The sequence below is a fragment of the Geomonas oryzisoli genome (assembly GCF_018986915.1).
In the GTDB taxonomy this organism is placed as follows: Bacteria; Desulfobacterota; Desulfuromonadia; order Geobacterales; family Geobacteraceae; genus Geomonas; species Geomonas oryzisoli.
The window spans coordinates 553,599-568,887 of sequence record NZ_CP076723.1 but is presented as its reverse complement, the minus strand read 5'-3'; the positions used below and the strand labels follow the sequence as shown (position 1 = coordinate 568,887).

Sequence of the window (15,289 nt, the reverse complement as noted above, 5' to 3'; positions counted from 1 at the left end):
GCCGTCGGGGTGCATGCTAAAGCAGGAAGTCGACCACCAGCCCCTTGATCTTGATGATCTGGGCCACGATCCTGATGTGGTCCTTCTGCTCCCGCATCACCAGGTGATAGAGGAGATCGGCTTCCTTGTCGATCACGGCGATGACCTCGTGACTGCGCCCGGTGACCCCGCCGCTCAGCATCTCGATGCGGTAGGCCTCGGCGGAGACCTTGCGCGCCATGGTTCCGATCAACTCGCGGAAGACCTTGAAGTTGGCGATGGTCGGCTCCTGCTCCAGGACGTCCCCCGCCTTGTCGATCTCTTCCTTTAAGCGCTGCAGCTCGCCTTCATACTCGGTGCTCGACTTGGCGACGGCGGCGAGCCGGCCGGCAAAGAGGGGCGCGCTGGTTCCGGCGACGCTCTTGGGAGCAGTCCCCTTCTCCTTCTTGGCTATGCTGCGGGAATCCGACTTTTCGTTGATACGCATGCTGGCACCGGTCACCCTCGGGCGGGCAAAATTAAAAAGGCCCCGAACGGATTCGGGGCCGGACCAAGGCTTAGGAAAGGAAACTAGTTCTTGACCACGTTGGCGGCCTGCGGGCCCTTGGCGCCCTGGACCACGTCAAAGCTGACCGAGTCACCCTCGACCAACGATTTGAAGCCGTCCCCCTGGATGGCCGAGAAGTGCACGAAAACATCCGCGCCGTTTTCCTGCTCGATGAAGCCAAACCCCTTCGCGTCGTTGAACCATTTCACTACACCGTTTGCCATTACCTTTTCTCCTGTACTGCTCGTTGTTTAGGGCGGCCGGTATCCCGGCCGCCCCGTTAGCGTCGTTGACGCGTATTTCGCTATTACACGTTTACATCAAGCGTGTCAAGGCTTCTCCGGCTCCCTTGCGACGCCTTGGCCGTGCCGCCTGCCGGATCAGGCGCTGGCTACGGGCTGCTGCAAGGCGTCACTGTCCTTTCCCGCTGCGGCAGTTTTTGCCGGAGCAGCGGCCTGCGCATTCAGGGTCGCGTGGGCTGCGGCCAGGCGCGCGATGGGCACCCGGAACGGGGAGCAGGAGACGTAGTCGAGCCCGACCGAGTCGCAGAAGATGACGGAAGCCGGGTCGCCGCCGTGCTCGCCGCAGATGCCGAGCTTGATGCCGGGGCGGGTTGCGCGCCCCTTCTCGCATCCCATCCTGACCAGGGCGCCCACGCCGTTTTGGTCCAGGGTGACGAACGGGTCGTCCTCAAGGATGCCGTTCTCCACGTAGAAGGGGAGGAACTTGCCGGCGTCGTCGCGGGACAGGCCGAAGGTGGTCTGGGTCAGGTCGTTGGTGCCGAAGGAGAAGAAGTCGGCCTCGGTGGCGATGCTGTCGGCGGTGATGGCCGCGCGCGGCAGCTCGATCATGGTGCCGATCAGGTAGTCGACCTTGACGCCGTAGCGCTGCTGGGTCTCCTCGCAGACCGCTACCGCGTTGGCGCGCATGATGGCGAGCTCCTTGGTTACCGCGACCAGCGGGATCATGATCTCGGGGACGATCTGGAAGCCTTCGTCCTTAACCAGCTCGCAGGCGGCCTCCATGATGGCCTGGACCTGCATGTCGTAGATTTCCGGGAAGGTGACGCCGAGGCGGCAGCCGCGGTGGCCGAGCATCGGGTTGAACTCGTGCAGGAACTCGACCTTGTGCTTTAAAGTCTGCACCGAGACACCCATGGTTGCGGAGAGCGCCTCGATGTCCTTGTCCTCCTGGGGGAGGAACTCGTGCAGCGGCGGGTCGAGCAGGCGAATGGTGACCGGCAGCCCCTTCATCTCGCGGAAGAGCCCCTTGAAGTCCCCCTTCTGCATGGGGAGGATCTTGGCGAGCGCCTTCTTCCTGCCTTCGAGGTCCGCGGAGAGGATCATCTCGCGCACCGCGGCGATGCGGTCCGCCTCGAAGAACATGTGCTCGGTGCGGCACAGGCCGATACCCTCGGCGCCGAACTCGCGCGCGGTCTTCGCGTCGTGCGGGGTATCCGCGTTGGCGCGGACCTTCATGCGGCGGAACTTGTCCACCCAGGCCATGACGGTGGCGAAGTCGCCCCCGACACCGGCCGCGACCATGGGCACCGCCCCTTTCATCACCTCGCCGGTGGAGCCGTCCAGGGTGATCACGTCACCCTTCTTGATCACGGTGCCGTCCTTGGCGACGAACTGGCCGCCGTGGTAGTCGACCTTGATGTCGCCGCAGCCGGCCACGCAGCACTTGCCCATGCCGCGGGCGACCACCGCCGCGTGCGAGGTCATGCCGCCGCGGGCGGTGAGGATGCCCTGGGCGGCGTGCATACCGTGGATGTCCTCAGGGGAGGTCTCGACGCGCACCAGGATCACCTTGTGGCCCAGTTTCGCGGCGCTCTCCGCCTCGTCGGCGGTGAACACCACCTCGCCGGAAGCGGCGCCCGGGGAGGCCGGGAGCCCCTTGGCGATCACGGTACGGGGTGCCTTGGGATCGAGGGAGGGGTGCAGCAGCTGGTCGAGCTGGGAGGGGGCCACGCGCAGCACGGCGGTCTTCTCGTCGATCAACTTCTCGGCCACCATGTCCACGGCGATCTTCAGGGCCGCCTTCGCGGTCCTCTTGCCGCTTCTGCACTGCAGCATGTAGAGGATCCCCTTCTCGATGGTGAACTCGATGTCCTGCATGTCCTTGTAGTGGCGCTCCAGGATGTCGCGGATACCGACCAGCTGCTGGTAGCACTCGGGGAGCACCTCCTCCATGGAGGGGAGGTCGCCCGGCTTGTATTTCGCGCGGTTGATCGGCTGCGGGGTGCGGATGCCGGCCACCACGTCCTCTCCCTGGGCGTTGACCAGGTACTCGCCGTAGAAGTAGTTCTCGCCGGTGGAGGGGTCGCGGGTGAAGGCGACGCCGGTGGCGCAGTCATCCCCCATGTTGCCGAACACCATGGACTGCACGTTGACGGCGGTGCCCCACTCGGCCGGGATGTTGTTGAGTTTTCTGTAGGTGATGGCGCGCTGGTTCATCCAGGAGCCGAACACGGCGCCGATGGCGCCCCAGAGCTGTTCTTTGGGATCTTCCGGGAAGTCGACGCCCAAGGTGGCCTTGATCTTCGCCTTGAACTCGCCGACCAGTTCCTTCCAGTCGGACGCCTTCAGGTCGGTGTCGAGGTGCACGCCGCGCGCCTCTTTCTTGCGCTCCAAAAGGTGCTCCAGCTCGTCCTTGTGCATCCCCATGACGACGTCGGAGTACATCTGCACGAAACGGCGGTAGGCGTCGTAAGCGAAGCGCTCGTCACCGGACTGGGCGATGATTCCCTGCACCGTGGTGTCGTTAAGGCCCAGGTTCAGGATGGTGTCCATCATGCCCGGCATGGAGGCGCGGGCGCCGGAGCGGACCGAAACCAGGAGGGGGTTCTGGGCGTCGCCGAACTTCTTGCCCATGAGCCCCTCGACGCGGGCGAGGTTCGCCTCGACCTCGGCGGCGAGTGCGGCCGGGTACTGCTGGTTGTTCTTGTAGTACTCGGTGCAGACCTCCGTGGTGATGGTGAAACCTGCCGGAACCGGGAGACCGATGGCGGTCATCTCGGCCAGGTTGGCCCCTTTGCCACCCAGAAGTTCCTTCATTTTGGCGTTGCCGTCAGCCTTGCCTGCGCCAAAAAAGTAGACGTACTGCGTTCCCATGTGCACCCTCCTTAGACGTTTTTAATAAATTTGGAGCTAAAAGTATACACACAAACCGAAAAAGGCAAACAGCCGCCGGGAGTTGCACCCGGACGGCTGTTTACGTGAGCGTCAGATAAGTCGTTGTGCTGCTGCGTTGGCCTGTTCCAGGGTGCTGCATCCCGGGGTCAGCTGTCGCAGTCTTTTCATGCCGACAACCTCGCGAAATCAGCGAGGCTCCCGAAGAGCCTTGCGATGGAGGTCAAAAGCGCCAGGCGGTTCTGACGCACCTTCTCGTCCTCCGCCATGACCATGACCTTGTCGAAGAAGGCGTCGACGGTGGTCTTCAGGGTGGCGATCTCGGTGAGGGCGGCCAGGTAGTCGGCGCCGGAGAGAGCCGCGTCCACCTTCTTTTTCACCTGCTGCTGCGCCTCGTAGAGTGCCCCTTCTGCCGGCTCCTGGAAGAGTGCGGTGGCAACCGGGGTGTCCACCCCTTCCTTGACGATGTTCCCCACGCGCTTGAAGGCGCCTGCCAGGGCAGCGAAGTCGTCACGCTTTCTGAACTCGGCGAGCGCCTGGATCTTGGCGGCAGCCTCGACCAGGTCGTCGAAGGAGACCGAGACCACGGCGTCCACCACGTCGGAGGGGTAGCGATCCGCCATCAGGTTCACGAAACGGCCGCGGAAGAACTCGATGACGTCCTTGTAGACGTCGTCGACGGGGCGGGTCGCCTTGGCGGCCAAAAGCTGCAGGGAAGCCTTGACCAAGCCGGAGATCGGCTCGCGGTACCCTTTGTCGAGGATGATGTTGATGATCCCCAGAGCCGAGCGGCGCAGGGCGTAGGGGTCGGCGGAGCCGGTGGGGATGAGCCCCACGCTGAAGCAGCCGCAGATGGTGTCGGTCTTGTCCGCCAGCGAGACGAACGCGCCGATGTCGGAAGCCGGGAGCTCGCCGCCGGCCTGGGTCGGCAGGTAGTGCTCGGCGATGGCGTTGGCGACCGCGGCATCCTCGCCGTCATGCAGGGCGTACTCGCGCCCCATGATCCCCTGTACCTCGGGGAATTCGCCTACCATGCCGGAGACGAGGTCCGCCTTGCACAGTGTGGCGGCGCGGGCGGCCTTGTCGACCACCGCCGGGTTGTGGCGCTGCGCGAGCCCCTTGGCGAGCTCGCGGAAGCGCTCCATCTTCTCGTAGGAGGTGCCGAGCTTCGCCTGGTAGACCACGCTTTTGAGGCTCTCCACGCGGGACTCGAGCTTCACCTTGTGGTCCTCGTCGAAGAAGAAGCGGGCGTCGGAGAGGCGGGCGCGGAGCACGCGCTCGTTTCCTTTGACCACCACCTGCGGGTCCTCGGTCAGGGTGTTGTTGATGGTGATGAAGCCCGGCAGCAGTTTCCCCTGGTCGTCCACCAGGGAGAAATAGCGCTGGTGCTCGCGCATCGAGGTGATCAGGACCTCGCGCGGCACCACCAGGAAGTCCGGCGAGAAGGTGCCGTGCACCGCGGAGGGGTACTCGACCAGGAAGGAAACCTGCTCGAGGAGCGCCTCGTCGGGGAGCACGTTACCCTTGGCCTGGCGCGCAACCCGGTCGATCTCCTGGCGGATGATGGCCTTTCTCTTTTCCGGATCCGGGATCACGAAGTGGCGCTCGCACTCCTCCAGGTAGTGGGAGAGATCCCGCACCGGGAAGGTGGTGTTGGCCATGAAGCGGTGGCCGCGCGAGGCGGAACCGCTTTCGATGTTGCCGAAGGCGAAGGGAACCACGGTGCCGCCGTAGAGCGCCACGATCCAGTGGATCGGGCGGGCGAAGCGGACATCGAAGTCGGCCCAGCGCATGGACTTCTTGAAGGGGATGTTGCCGATCAGGCGCGGCAGCATCTCGGGGAGGAGTTCGGCGGTGTCGCGCCCGATCTCGCTCTTCACGGCGGCCAGGTACTCACCCTTGGGGGTCATGACCACCTTCAGGTCGGCCACGTCCACGCCCTGGCCGCGGGCGAAGCCCTGGGCGGCCTTGGTCGGGTTGCCGTCGGCGTCGTAGGCGGCGCTTTTGGCCGGCCCCATCGCGGTCAGTTCCGCGTCGGGCTGGCGCTCCGCCATCCCTTTCACCGCCAGCACCAGGCGGCGCGGTGTGCCCAGGGTCACGATCTCGCCGAATTCGATGCGGGCCGTCTCCAGCTCGCGCTTCATGAGGGCTTCCATGTCGGCCATCGCCTTGGGGACGAAGCCGGCCGGAATCTCCTCGCAACCTATCTCAAGGAAAAGATCCTTAGCCATTAGCGACCTCCTTTCAGGAGCGGGAAGCCGAGCCGCTCGCGCATCTGCAGGTATCCTTCGGCGCACAGGCGCGCCACGTTCCTCACCTTGCCGATGTAGGAGGCGCGCTCGGTGACCGAGATGGCGCCGCGGGCGTCCAGGAGGTTGAAGGTATGGGAGCATTTCATGACGTAGTCGTAGGCCGGGAGCACGAGCCCCTTCTCGACCAGGCGGATGCACTCCTTCTCGTACATCTTGAAGAGGGTGAGCAGCATGTCGACGTCAGCCTCCTCGAAGTTGTAGGTGGAGAACTCGACCTCGCTCTCGTGGTGGATGTCGCCGTACTTGACCCCTTTGACCCACTCCAGGTCGTAGACGTTGTCCACGCCCTGCAGGTACATGGCGATCCTCTCGCAGCCGTAGGTGATCTCGGCGGAGACCGGTTTCAGGTCGATGCCGCCGGCCTGCTGGAAGTAGGTGAACTGGGTGATCTCCATGCCGTCCAGCCAGACCTCCCAGCCAAGCCCCCAGGCGCCCAGGGTCGGGGATTCCCAGTCGTCCTCGACGAAGCGGATGTCGTGCTTGTTCGGGTCGATGCCGAAGGCGCGCAGGGAGTCGAGGTAGAGGTCCAGGATGTTCATGGGCGAGGGCTTCATGATCACCTGGAACTGGTAGTAGTGCTGCAGGCGGTTCGGGTTCTCGCCGTAGCGCCCGTCGGTCGGGCGCCGGGAGGGCTCCACGTACGCCACTTTCCACGGCTCGGGCCCGAGCACGCGCAGGAAGGTGGCCGGGTTGAAGGTACCCGCCCCTTTTTCCGTATCATAGGGCTGCTGGATTACGCACCCCTGTCCCGCCCAATACCCCTGCAGGGAGAGGATCAGATCCTGAAATGTCAACACGCCGCCTCCGATCAAATCGTATATTTCAAGTGGTGCAGCTTTTGGGATAAAAAAGTTTACTGTATCCAAACAGTTAGGCTCGCCAGATTACAACAGCGCGCACGGCGCTGTCAAGGAATATCACCCGCAAAACCGGTAAAAACCCGGCGCTGTCCAAAGCCCCCTCCCCTCGCGGGAGGGGGTTAGGGGGTGGGGGCAGGTGCCACATTGGTGCTAATGGCAAGTCCACCCACCCCCCTGCCCCCTCCCGTCAAGGGAGGGGGAGAGTTGGAGACAGTTCTTTAATTCGATAGTGCAAGCGGCTAACAACAGTGGGAATAATGCGCGCGGCGCGGGGGACGCCGGAGGGGTGCCGAGGAGGGTGCGGGGGAAAATCCGGTGAATTCTTCTGTTTACCCGCCGCCCCCGGAACGGTAAACTTAGCGAAGGGGTGATTCACATGAGTACGACCGGTGAAATCGTCATATTAGGATCGGGGTCCACCGCCTTCGCGGCGGCTCTCAGGGCCAAGGAACGGGGTGCCCGCTCCATCATGATCGAGCGCAGCGTGCTGGGCGGCACCTGCATCAACTGGGGCTGCATCCCGTCCAAGACCCTGATCCACTGCGCCCTGTTCCGGCACGAGGCGGAGTTGGGCGAGCGGCTGGGGCTCGGGGTGAGGCGCGACGGCGTCGACTTCCCCACACTCGACGGGCACAAGTTCGCGGTGGTGCAGGAACTAAGACAGAAGAAATACCTGGACGTGCTGGCGCAGCTCCCGGAACTCTCCGTCATCAAGGGGAAGGCGGTCTTCGTCGCCCCCGGCACGGTGCAGGTGGAGGACCGGATCATTGAAAGCGACCGCATCCTGATCGCCACCGGCGGGCACCCCCGCGTCCCCAAGATCCCAGGGCTGGAACACACCCCGTACCTGACCAGCAAGAGTGCGCTTCTACTGAAGACCCTGCCGGAGTCCCTCACCGTCGTCGGGGGCGGCGTCATCGCCCTGGAGCTGGGGCAGATGTTCCACAGGCTCGGGGTCCCGGTAACCGTCCTGGAACACGGCGCGCGCGTGCTTCCCGCAGTGGAACCGGAGCCGGCGCTGGCGCTGCAAAAGGCGCTTGAGGCGGAAGGGATGAAGGTCGTGGTGGGTGCCGCCATCTGCTCGGTGGCGCGCGACGGCGCAGGCGTGCGGGTCGAGGCGCTGATCGACGGCGAGCCGCGCGAGTTCCGCTCACAGCAATTGCTTCTGGCGGTAGGTACCGCCCCCGCCACCGAAGGGATCGGGCTGGAGCAGGCCGGGGTGGAACTGGACCCGCGCGGCTTCATCAAGGTGGACAGCGAGATGCGCACCACGGCGCCCGGGATATGGGCGGCCGGCGACGTCACCGGAGGCATGCAGATCGCCACGGTGGGGGCCCGCGAGGGGATCGCCGCCGTGGACAACATGCTGCAGACCGGATGCCACTGCGAGCTTGACTACCAGAGCCTCCCCATGGCGATCTTCACCGACCCCGAGGTGGCCATGGTGGGCTACGGCGAGGAAGCGGCCCGGCAGGCAGGTTTCGACGTGGAGAGCCAGACCATACCCGCCTCCGCCATCCCCAAGGCTCATGTCACCGGGGCGCTGGACGGTGCGGTCAAGATCGTCGCCGACCGCGTCACCGACCGCATCCTCGGCGTCCACCTCTGCCTGCATCGCGGCGCCGACATCATCAACGAGGCTGCCCTCGCCATCCGCTGCCGGATGACCGTGGCCGAGCTCGCCGACACGCTGCACGTCTACCCCTCCATGGGCGAAGGGCTGCGCCTGTGCGCCCAGGCCTTCAACCGCGACCTGACCCAGCTCTCCTGCTGCGCCGAATAAACGGCATTAATCGCCGCCGTCCGCGACTTTACCCCAACATTAGAATTGACAACTTATTCATGAAGGAATACCATGCAACCCGCGTCCGAGCCGCTCCGGCGGCACGGTCTGCCGGTGCAACCTTTTATGATGCAATGCGTGATGATCGAGGGGAATATCAATGGCGGCTGAAGTTCTGTTCGTGGATGACAACAAGCTGATCTTGGAAACCTCCGTGGACCTGTTCCGGTCGCACGGCATCGACCTGCTCACCGCCACCAACGCCGCTGAAGCCCTGGAGCTGTTCAGGCATCACGAAATCGCGGTGGTGGTCTCGGACAACCGGATGCCGGGGATGTCCGGGCTCGACTTTCTCACCGAACTGCGCCGGGTATCCCCGGACACCGTCAAGGTCCTCATCTCCGCCTACGTCGACCTCGCCACGGCGCTGGCCGCCATCAACAACTCAGAGGTGTTTCGCTACCTGCTGAAACCGTGGAAATCACAGGAAATCCTGGACGTGGTACAGGAAGGACTCAGGCGCTACCGGATCGTGCAGTCCATGAGGCGGGAGGACGAGGCGGTGCTGCGTTCCCTGGCCCAGACCATCGAGCTCAAGGACCCCAACACCAAAGGGCACTGCGACCGGGTGGCGGTCTATGCCCTGCTGATCGCCGAAGCGATGGGGCTCTCCAAGGATACCCTGCGCCAGATCAAGTACGGCAGCTGGCTGCACGACTGCGGCAAGATCGGCATTTCGGAACTGATCCTGAACGGCAGCAGCCGGCTCAACGAGGATGAGTTCAGGACCATGAAGCTGCACACCGACTGGGGTGCGGACCTGGCGGAAAAGGCGAGGCTTTCGGAGCTCGCCAAGAACATCATCCGCCACCATCACGAGAAGTACGACGGGACCGGCTATCCCCTGGGGCTCAAGGGCGAGGCGATTCCGCTGGAAGCACGCATCGTCGCGGTCGCCGATGTCTACGACGCGCTCACCACGGACCGCTCCTACCGCGCCAGGTTCCCCGAGGGGGAGGCCCGGGAGATGGTGCGTTCCATGAGCGGCGAGGCGCTCGACCCCGGCATCGTGGAGGTCTTCCTCGAGGTGGTGCCGGCAGGCCCCCTCCCCTCTTCCGAAGAGGTCCTCGGCGAGGTACCGCCCGGCGAAGCGCCCCCGAAGCGCCCCAACCTCACCCTCGTGCGCGCCCAGGCCTAGGGCGCCTCATCTCCCCCCGTCCGGAAACCATCTCCGCACCACGAAAGCCCCGGCCCCGGCGCTCCCCTTGGGGAAGCTGTCCGCGGGCTTTCTCGTTTTCATGATCTGCCTGAGCAGCTCGAGTTTCGGGGTCATCATCACCCCGCCGGGCTTCCCGCCGCACCCCATCCTGCTTTCGATGATGGAATCGTCATCGAGCACCACCATCACGTGCCCGTTCCAGACCAGTAGATCCAAAGGCTCGAGCTTGCGCGCGATCGCCTCGGCGGAGAGCCCCGCCACCGGGACCGCCCGCCCGTAACCGGTGAGCGTCGAGGTGTTCCTGGGCGTGAAGCCGTCGGTCGCCTGGTAGAGGAGCCCGGAGCAGTCCACCCCGGCCAGGGGATCCCCCTGCGGGTAGTACCTGCGCAGCAGCGAAACGCCGTCTTTCACATTGCCGCCCCACACGTACGGCTTGCCCAGCGCCGCCAAAAGTCGTTTCTGGATCTCCGGGAGCTCCGGGAGGTGGCGCGGGCGCTCGGTGGCCTGGCTACCGGCAGCCTCAACGAAGCGGGCGTCGACGTACAACCCGGTTTTGGAAGGATAGGGATAATCGCCGGTGGTGACGCGCAGCACCTTGACGCCGTTCTTCTCGAGCTCCCCCTCCACGGTGAACAGGGTGCCCGGCAGGGCGATGAACTCGATGGGGCGCACGCCGCGGCAGGGATCGAGCGCCACCTTGCCGCTGAAACTGCCGGCGAAGTCGGGGGTATTGAGAACCGGGGCGAAGGAGAGGGCCACGGCGCGCTTTTGGGGGGCGGCAGAGGAGCTGCGAACGGAGAACGGTGGTACGGCAAGGAGCAGGGCCATCACTGCGAGCAGAAGTGTCTTCATGACCTACCTCGTGACAGGACCGGCGGGAGCGGCTTGGCAAAAGCCCGGCCGGCGGGAAAGCGGCGGGTGCCGCAGGTTGTGCGCGGGCGGGGCCGCGATCAGTCGCCGAAGGCCGCCGCAAGCGGCAGCAGGTGCACCCCCGTCCCCTTCAAAAGCGGCAGCGCCAGGCGGATCCCCTTGGGCTCGTTGCCGTTGCCGTGCACCAGGATGAAGCTGCCGCGGCGCGGCTGCTCACCCTTGGCGAGCCAGGCGTCGGCACCGATCGGGACCAGGGAGAGCTCGGACAAAAGGTTCATGGCGGCGCCGTCGGAGACAAGCCCCGGGAAGCGGAAAAAGGGTGAAGGTACCAGGCCGCGGGAGAGGAGCTGCTGTTCCAGGTGAAGCACCTCGGCGCGCAGGTCGGTCCCCGGCGCCAGCAGGAAGTTGTCGGCCAGCGGCACCTTCGGGTCGTAGTGGTGGTGCCAGGAGTGGTTCACCCAGGTCACCGCCAGCCTCCCTGTGGCGACCTCACCCTTCAGGTAGGCGACCTCGTCCGGGTGGCTGTCGAGCCACACCCCGGTGACCATCACCGCCACCGGAACCGCCCTCCCCGTGGAGAGTGCCGCGGCAGCCTCGAACAGCTCCCGCTCGAAGGGGCGTTTGGAGGGGCAGAGGTCGACGGTGAGGAAGAAGCCGTCGGCACCGGTCTCGGCGCGGGTGGCGCCGCCGTTTTGCAGCCGGTGCGGACCGGCGGTGTAGCGCTTCACGGCGCGCCCGAGCCGGGTGGCGTAGAAGTCAGCGTCGGCCTCTCGCCGGGGTGCCAGGTCGGCGGCCGGCAGGTCGAAGCTCTGCAGGGTGGCGGGGTCGACCGCGAGCCGGTGCGGCACCCCCTCTTCCTTGAAGCTCCTGACGGCCCACAGATGGCGTCCCGAGCGGTCGACTACCGGCTCGCGCAGGGCGCGGTACTCGGTGATCTCCAGGGCGTGGGCGGCGCGGGGCACGGCGATGAACAACGAAAGGATCAGGAGCAGGGAGTAGCGAAGACGCATGGTGGACTCTACCGCGGGGCGCGGGTGGTCGCCGGGGACGGCGGCTAGACCAGCACCGAGCGGAGCGCGGCGTCGATCTTGTCGACGTCGACGCGGGTGTTGAAGCAGGGGCCGAAGGGGCGATCGTTGAGCACCCCGATCACCGGGAGGGGATAGCAGTCCTTGATGCCGGAGGTGAGGTCGCGCTCGCAGGCGACGGCCAGGACCAGCTTGGGGCGCTTCTCGATGATCACCTTGCGCGCCAGGGTGCCGCCGGTCGCCACCGAGATGTCGACGCTGTACTTGCGGGCCAGATCGGCGAGCCCCATGATGTCGCAGCGGCCGCAGCGCAGGCACTTGTCGATCTCGCCGGTCACCTTGATCTCGCACTCGGCGAGCTGCAGGCAGTGCGGCAGCAGGATCAGGATCCGGTCGGCGTTGATCTTCAGGCGCTGCGAAACCACCAGGGAGTTGTTCATGGCCACGAAGGACTGGCGGATGGTGTCCTTGGAGATGCCGCACAGCTTGCCGATCTGCTCGATGAGCGGGAGCAGGAACTTGATCACCACCCCGCGCATGAACCTGGTGCCGAGGATGTCCTTGCCGAGGGCCGTGGTGAGCACCAACAGGGCGGTGCCGAGTACCGCGATGCCGGAGAGGACGGCGAACAGCATCCCCACCACGCGCGGCAGATCGGGATGGATGTTGGCAAGCCCCATGGTCGGGATGTACCACCCGAGGTAGATGAGCCCCACCACAAGGAGGCAGGTCACCCCCATCAGGGCCACGAAGAGCCGCTTCTGGGGCGGCTTCTGATAGCTTTCCTTACGCCCCAACTGCAGATTCCTTCTTGCCCAGCAGCGAGCCCGCCGGCACCTTGTAACCGGCGAGAAAATCCCCGGCGGCCATCCGCTTCTTCCCTTCCAGCTGCAGCTCGCGGATCACGAGGCTTCCCTCGCCGCAGGCGACCTCGATGCCGTCGCGACCGGCGGCTACCACCTCGCCCGGGTTGCCCGTTCCGGCGGCGGTCTGCACCTTGTACACCTTCAACAGCTTGTCGTCCAGGAAGCTGAAGGCGCCGGGCCACGGGGTCATGCCGCGCACCTGGTTCTTGATGTCCTGCGCGCTCCTGGTCCAGTCGATGAGGCCGTCTTCCTTCTTCATAATGGGGGCGTAGCAGGTGAGGGCGTCGTCCTGTTTCTCCGGGACGAGCTCGCCGGCGACCAGGCGGTCCAGGGTCTGGGCCAGAAGCTCCGCGCCCAGCTGCGACATGCGGTCGTGCAGACTCTGCGTGTCCTCGTCGGGGTCGATCGGGGTGGCGCTTTTCAGGAGCATGTCGCCGGTGTCGAGACCGACGTCCATCATCATGGTGGTCACCCCGGTCTCGGTCTCGCCGTTGATGATGCACCAGTTGAGCGGCGCGGCGCCACGGTAGCGCGGCAAAAGCGAGGCGTGCACGTTGATGCAGCCGTGTGTGGGAATATCCAAAAGCGCCTTGGGGAGGATCTGCCCGAAGGCGATCACCACGATCAGGTCCGGCTCCAGGGCGCGGATCTGATCGATCGACTCGGGGAGACGCACCTTCACCGGCTGCAGCACCGGGATGCCGTGGCTTTCCGCCACCACCTTGACCGGCGGCGGCAGGGTCTGCTGTCCGCGCCCCTTGGGACGGTCGGGCTGGGTGACCACGGCCACCACGTTTTCACCGCGCTCGATCAGGGTGCGCAGGGTCGGGCAGGCGAATTCGGGAGTTCCCATGAAGATGATGCGCAAACCGGTCATCGATGCTGCTCCTTTGCCTCTTCCTGGGCGCGCTGGTAGCGCTTGCGGAAGATCCCCTTCTTGAGCGGGGAGAGGTGGTCTATGAAGAGGACGCCGTCCAGGTGGTCGATCTCGTGCTGGAAGGCGATGGCCAGGAGGTCGTCGGCGCGGATCACCACCTCTTCGCCCTCCAGGTTCAGCATCTTCACCACCACGCGGGCGTGGCGGCGCACGTTGGCGGAGAACTTGGGCACCGACAGGCACCCCTCCTCCTCGTAGGCCTCGCCTTCGGCGTGGATGATCTCGGGGTTGATGGCGACGATCAGTTCGGGCTCTTCGTCCTTGCCGGACACATCGATCACCACGATGCGCTGGTGCACCCCGATCTGCGGAGCGGCCAGGCCGACGCCGGGGGCGTCGTACATGGTTTCGGCCATATCCCGCACCAGTTCGCGGGTCTTGTCAGTGATCACGGTAACCGGCAGGGAGCGCTTCTTGAGCTCCGGGTCCGGATAGGTCAATATTCTTCGTACCATATGTCCTTCCTTTGGCTATGGGGCTATCCGAGTCACTATACTAAAGGTATTAGGGAAAAATCAACGACATACTCATGAGGGAGGGGGCGCGCTCGATGCACCGGCCGACGCCGCCGCGAGTCAAAATTCCGCCGCCACGGGGCCCAAAGTCAAAAATACGACGGTCAAAAACACCGCTTGCGTCTGGCCTGTTCCAACGATATCGAGCAGTTACCGGCAGGGAACGCCTCTTGCTTGTCCCCAGGCTCGAAGCTTCGCAGCAGGAGGAAGAGATGACACGGGAATCACTGGCAGCATCGACGATACTCAAGGGAGCAAAAAACCCGGCCCCGGCGGCCCTTCTTTGCGCCGCAGCCGCCCTGCCGCACCTCCTCTCCCGGGGATGCGCCGACGCGCCGTCCCGGATACAGACCAGGCGTCCGCGCCGCCTGTGGGGGCGCGAGGACGGTTTCACCATGGCCGCTCCCCGCTAGGGAGGCCGCTCGACTACCGCCCCGTCACCAGTCTTTGTCCCATGAGGCGCGCCTTCTTAAGCGCCCGCCGCCCCGCCTCCTGGCGCTCTTCCCGCGCCGCCAGCCCCACGAACACGGTCCCCACGCAACGAGCCCCGAGCAGTTCCGCGCTCTGCCGGAGCGTCTTCACGACCGGCGTGAACAGCCGCGCCAGGAATCCCGGCGCCGCACTCGCCGCCACCAGCACCGCCCGCCTGGGCTTCTCCTTGCTGCGCACCTTGGGCGCGGGCACTCCCCAGGGCCAGTAGGCGTAGCAGACCAGCCGCTCCACGAACCTTTTGGTCAACGCCGTCACCGACCAGAAGTTGGTCGGCGAAGCGAGCACCAGCCCCTCACACCCTTCCACCAGATCCAGCACCCGGGCCATCTCGTCGGCGACCGGGCAGATGCCGCGCGCGCCTCCCGGCGTCTGGGTGCAGAGCCGGCAGTTGGTGCAGAACTCGATGTGGGTGTCCAGGAGGTAGACCTTGTGCACCTGCGCACCGGCTTGGGCGGCGCCGGCCAGCACCGCGTCGACGACCTGGTCGACCATGCCCCCCTTACGGTAGCTCCCCACGATGGCGACGACCTTCACCGCGTCCCCCATGATGCCTCCGCAGAGTACTTACTTTGCTTCCTCGTCGCGCGCGGCCTGTTCGGCCCGCGCCTTGCGCTCCAGTTTCCTTCTGCGGCGCCCGCCCAGGAAGGATTCCTCGATCACGATGAAAACGAACAGCACGATGAAAAGGGCGAAGATGACGCCCAGGATCTTGAACAGCAGGGTCATGTTGCGCGTGCTCCTTAGTTA

15 protein-coding genes are annotated in these 15,289 nt (G+C 65.3%); 3 read left to right on the top strand and 12 right to left on the bottom strand.

What is annotated here, in order from left to right:
• Positions 1-16: 16 nt before the first annotated feature.
• The 5 genes from KP004_RS02510 to glyQ form a co-directional block, all read right to left on the bottom strand.
• Positions 17-466 (bottom strand): YaaR family protein, encoded by a 450-nt coding sequence (locus tag KP004_RS02510; RefSeq protein WP_216800808.1) that lies wholly within the window; start codon positions 464-466, stop codon positions 17-19.
• A gap of 83 nt (positions 467-549) precedes the next feature.
• The gene (locus KP004_RS02505; protein WP_199389337.1) at positions 550-750 is read right to left on the bottom strand and encodes a cold-shock protein; all 201 of its coding nucleotides are present in this window, start codon (positions 748-750) and stop codon (positions 550-552) included.
• 156 nt (positions 751-906) lie between these two features.
• Positions 907-3,642 (bottom strand): pyruvate, phosphate dikinase, encoded by a 2,736-nt coding sequence (ppdK, locus tag KP004_RS02500; protein WP_216800807.1) that lies wholly within the window; start codon positions 3,640-3,642, stop codon positions 907-909.
• 185 nt (positions 3,643-3,827) lie between these two features.
• Entirely contained in the window at positions 3,828-5,891 is a 2,064-nt protein-coding gene (gene glyS / locus KP004_RS02495; protein WP_216800806.1) for a glycine--tRNA ligase subunit beta, read from the bottom strand.
• A complete protein-coding gene (gene glyQ, locus KP004_RS02490; protein WP_183345598.1) occupies positions 5,891-6,766 on the bottom strand; it encodes a glycine--tRNA ligase subunit alpha in 876 nt (291 codons plus the stop codon). Before glyQ ends, glyS begins: the two co-directional genes overlap by 1 nt.
• 442 nt (positions 6,767-7,208) lie before the next feature.
• Between glyQ and merA the strand changes: the two genes are divergently transcribed.
• Positions 7,209-8,615, top strand: coding sequence for a mercury(II) reductase (gene merA, locus KP004_RS02485; RefSeq protein WP_216800805.1), 1,407 nt, complete (start codon positions 7,209-7,211; stop codon positions 8,613-8,615).
• Between the two features lie 160 nt (positions 8,616-8,775).
• Complete coding sequence (locus tag KP004_RS02480; RefSeq protein WP_216800804.1) at positions 8,776-9,813, top strand: HD-GYP domain-containing protein; 1,038 nt, start codon at positions 8,776-8,778, stop codon at positions 9,811-9,813.
• Between the two features lie 6 nt (positions 9,814-9,819).
• Here the strand turns inward: KP004_RS02480 and KP004_RS02475 are convergent, their stop codons facing one another.
• From KP004_RS02475 to def, 5 genes are all read right to left on the bottom strand, one after another.
• A complete protein-coding gene (locus KP004_RS02475; protein ID WP_216800803.1) occupies positions 9,820-10,686 on the bottom strand; it encodes an NlpC/P60 family protein in 867 nt (288 codons plus the stop codon).
• Between the two features lie 98 nt (positions 10,687-10,784).
• Positions 10,785-11,714: a polysaccharide deacetylase family protein gene (locus KP004_RS02470; RefSeq protein ID WP_216800802.1), complete on the bottom strand. Its 930-nt coding sequence runs from the start codon at positions 11,712-11,714 to the stop codon at positions 10,785-10,787.
• A 44-nt stretch (positions 11,715-11,758) separates the two neighbouring features.
• Positions 11,759-12,529: a DUF116 domain-containing protein gene (locus tag KP004_RS02465; RefSeq protein ID WP_239026907.1), complete on the bottom strand. Its 771-nt coding sequence runs from the start codon at positions 12,527-12,529 to the stop codon at positions 11,759-11,761.
• A complete protein-coding gene (fmt, locus tag KP004_RS02460; RefSeq protein ID WP_216800801.1) occupies positions 12,519-13,475 on the bottom strand; it encodes a methionyl-tRNA formyltransferase in 957 nt (318 codons plus the stop codon). The genes KP004_RS02465 and fmt overlap by 11 nt, the downstream gene beginning before the upstream one ends.
• A complete protein-coding gene (gene def / locus KP004_RS02455) occupies positions 13,472-13,990 on the bottom strand; it encodes a peptide deformylase (RefSeq protein ID WP_216800800.1) in 519 nt (172 codons plus the stop codon). Before def ends, fmt begins: the two co-directional genes overlap by 4 nt.
• A 272-nt stretch (positions 13,991-14,262) precedes the next feature.
• Here def and KP004_RS02450 point away from each other — a divergent pair, with 272 nt between their 5' ends.
• Positions 14,263-14,463 carry a hypothetical protein gene (locus tag KP004_RS02450; protein ID WP_216800799.1) on the top strand — a complete coding sequence of 67 codons (201 nt, stop codon included), beginning with the start codon at positions 14,263-14,265 and terminating at the stop codon, positions 14,461-14,463.
• Positions 14,464-14,476: 13 nt separating this feature from the next.
• Here KP004_RS02450 and KP004_RS02445 read toward each other — a convergent pair whose 3' ends face one another.
• Positions 14,477-15,088 carry a flavodoxin family protein gene (locus KP004_RS02445; protein WP_216800798.1) on the bottom strand — a complete coding sequence of 204 codons (612 nt, stop codon included), beginning with the start codon at positions 15,086-15,088 and terminating at the stop codon, positions 14,477-14,479.
• 18 nt (positions 15,089-15,106) lie between these two features.
• Complete coding sequence (locus KP004_RS02440; RefSeq protein WP_216800797.1) at positions 15,107-15,268, bottom strand: hypothetical protein; 162 nt, start codon at positions 15,266-15,268, stop codon at positions 15,107-15,109.
• Positions 15,269-15,289: the final 21 nt, after the last annotated feature.

Coding starts and splice junctions, on each gene's coding strand:
- KP004_RS02510 (WP_216800808.1), bottom strand. CDS start 466: ATGCGTATCAACGAAAAGTCGGATTCCCGCAGCATAGCCAAGAAGGAG.
- KP004_RS02505 (WP_199389337.1), bottom strand. CDS start 750: ATGGCAAACGGTGTAGTGAAATGGTTCAACGACGCGAAGGGGTTTGGC.
- ppdK (WP_216800807.1), bottom strand. CDS start 3,642: ATGGGAACGCAGTACGTCTACTTTTTTGGCGCAGGCAAGGCTGACGGC.
- glyS (WP_216800806.1), bottom strand. CDS start 5,891: ATGGCTAAGGATCTTTTCCTTGAGATAGGTTGCGAGGAGATTCCGGCC.
- merA (WP_216800805.1), top strand. CDS start 7,209: ATGAGTACGACCGGTGAAATCGTCATATTAGGATCGGGGTCCACCGCC.
- KP004_RS02480 (WP_216800804.1), top strand. CDS start 8,776: ATGGCGGCTGAAGTTCTGTTCGTGGATGACAACAAGCTGATCTTGGAA.
- KP004_RS02475 (WP_216800803.1), bottom strand. CDS start 10,686: ATGAAGACACTTCTGCTCGCAGTGATGGCCCTGCTCCTTGCCGTACCA.
- KP004_RS02470 (WP_216800802.1), bottom strand. CDS start 11,714: ATGCGTCTTCGCTACTCCCTGCTCCTGATCCTTTCGTTGTTCATCGCC.
- fmt (WP_216800801.1), bottom strand. CDS start 13,475: ATGACCGGTTTGCGCATCATCTTCATGGGAACTCCCGAATTCGCCTGC.
- def (WP_216800800.1), bottom strand. CDS start 13,990: ATGGTACGAAGAATATTGACCTATCCGGACCCGGAGCTCAAGAAGCGC.
- KP004_RS02450 (WP_216800799.1), top strand. CDS start 14,263: ATGACACGGGAATCACTGGCAGCATCGACGATACTCAAGGGAGCAAAA.
- KP004_RS02445 (WP_216800798.1), bottom strand. CDS start 15,088: ATGGGGGACGCGGTGAAGGTCGTCGCCATCGTGGGGAGCTACCGTAAG.
- KP004_RS02440 (WP_216800797.1), bottom strand. CDS start 15,268: ATGACCCTGCTGTTCAAGATCCTGGGCGTCATCTTCGCCCTTTTCATC.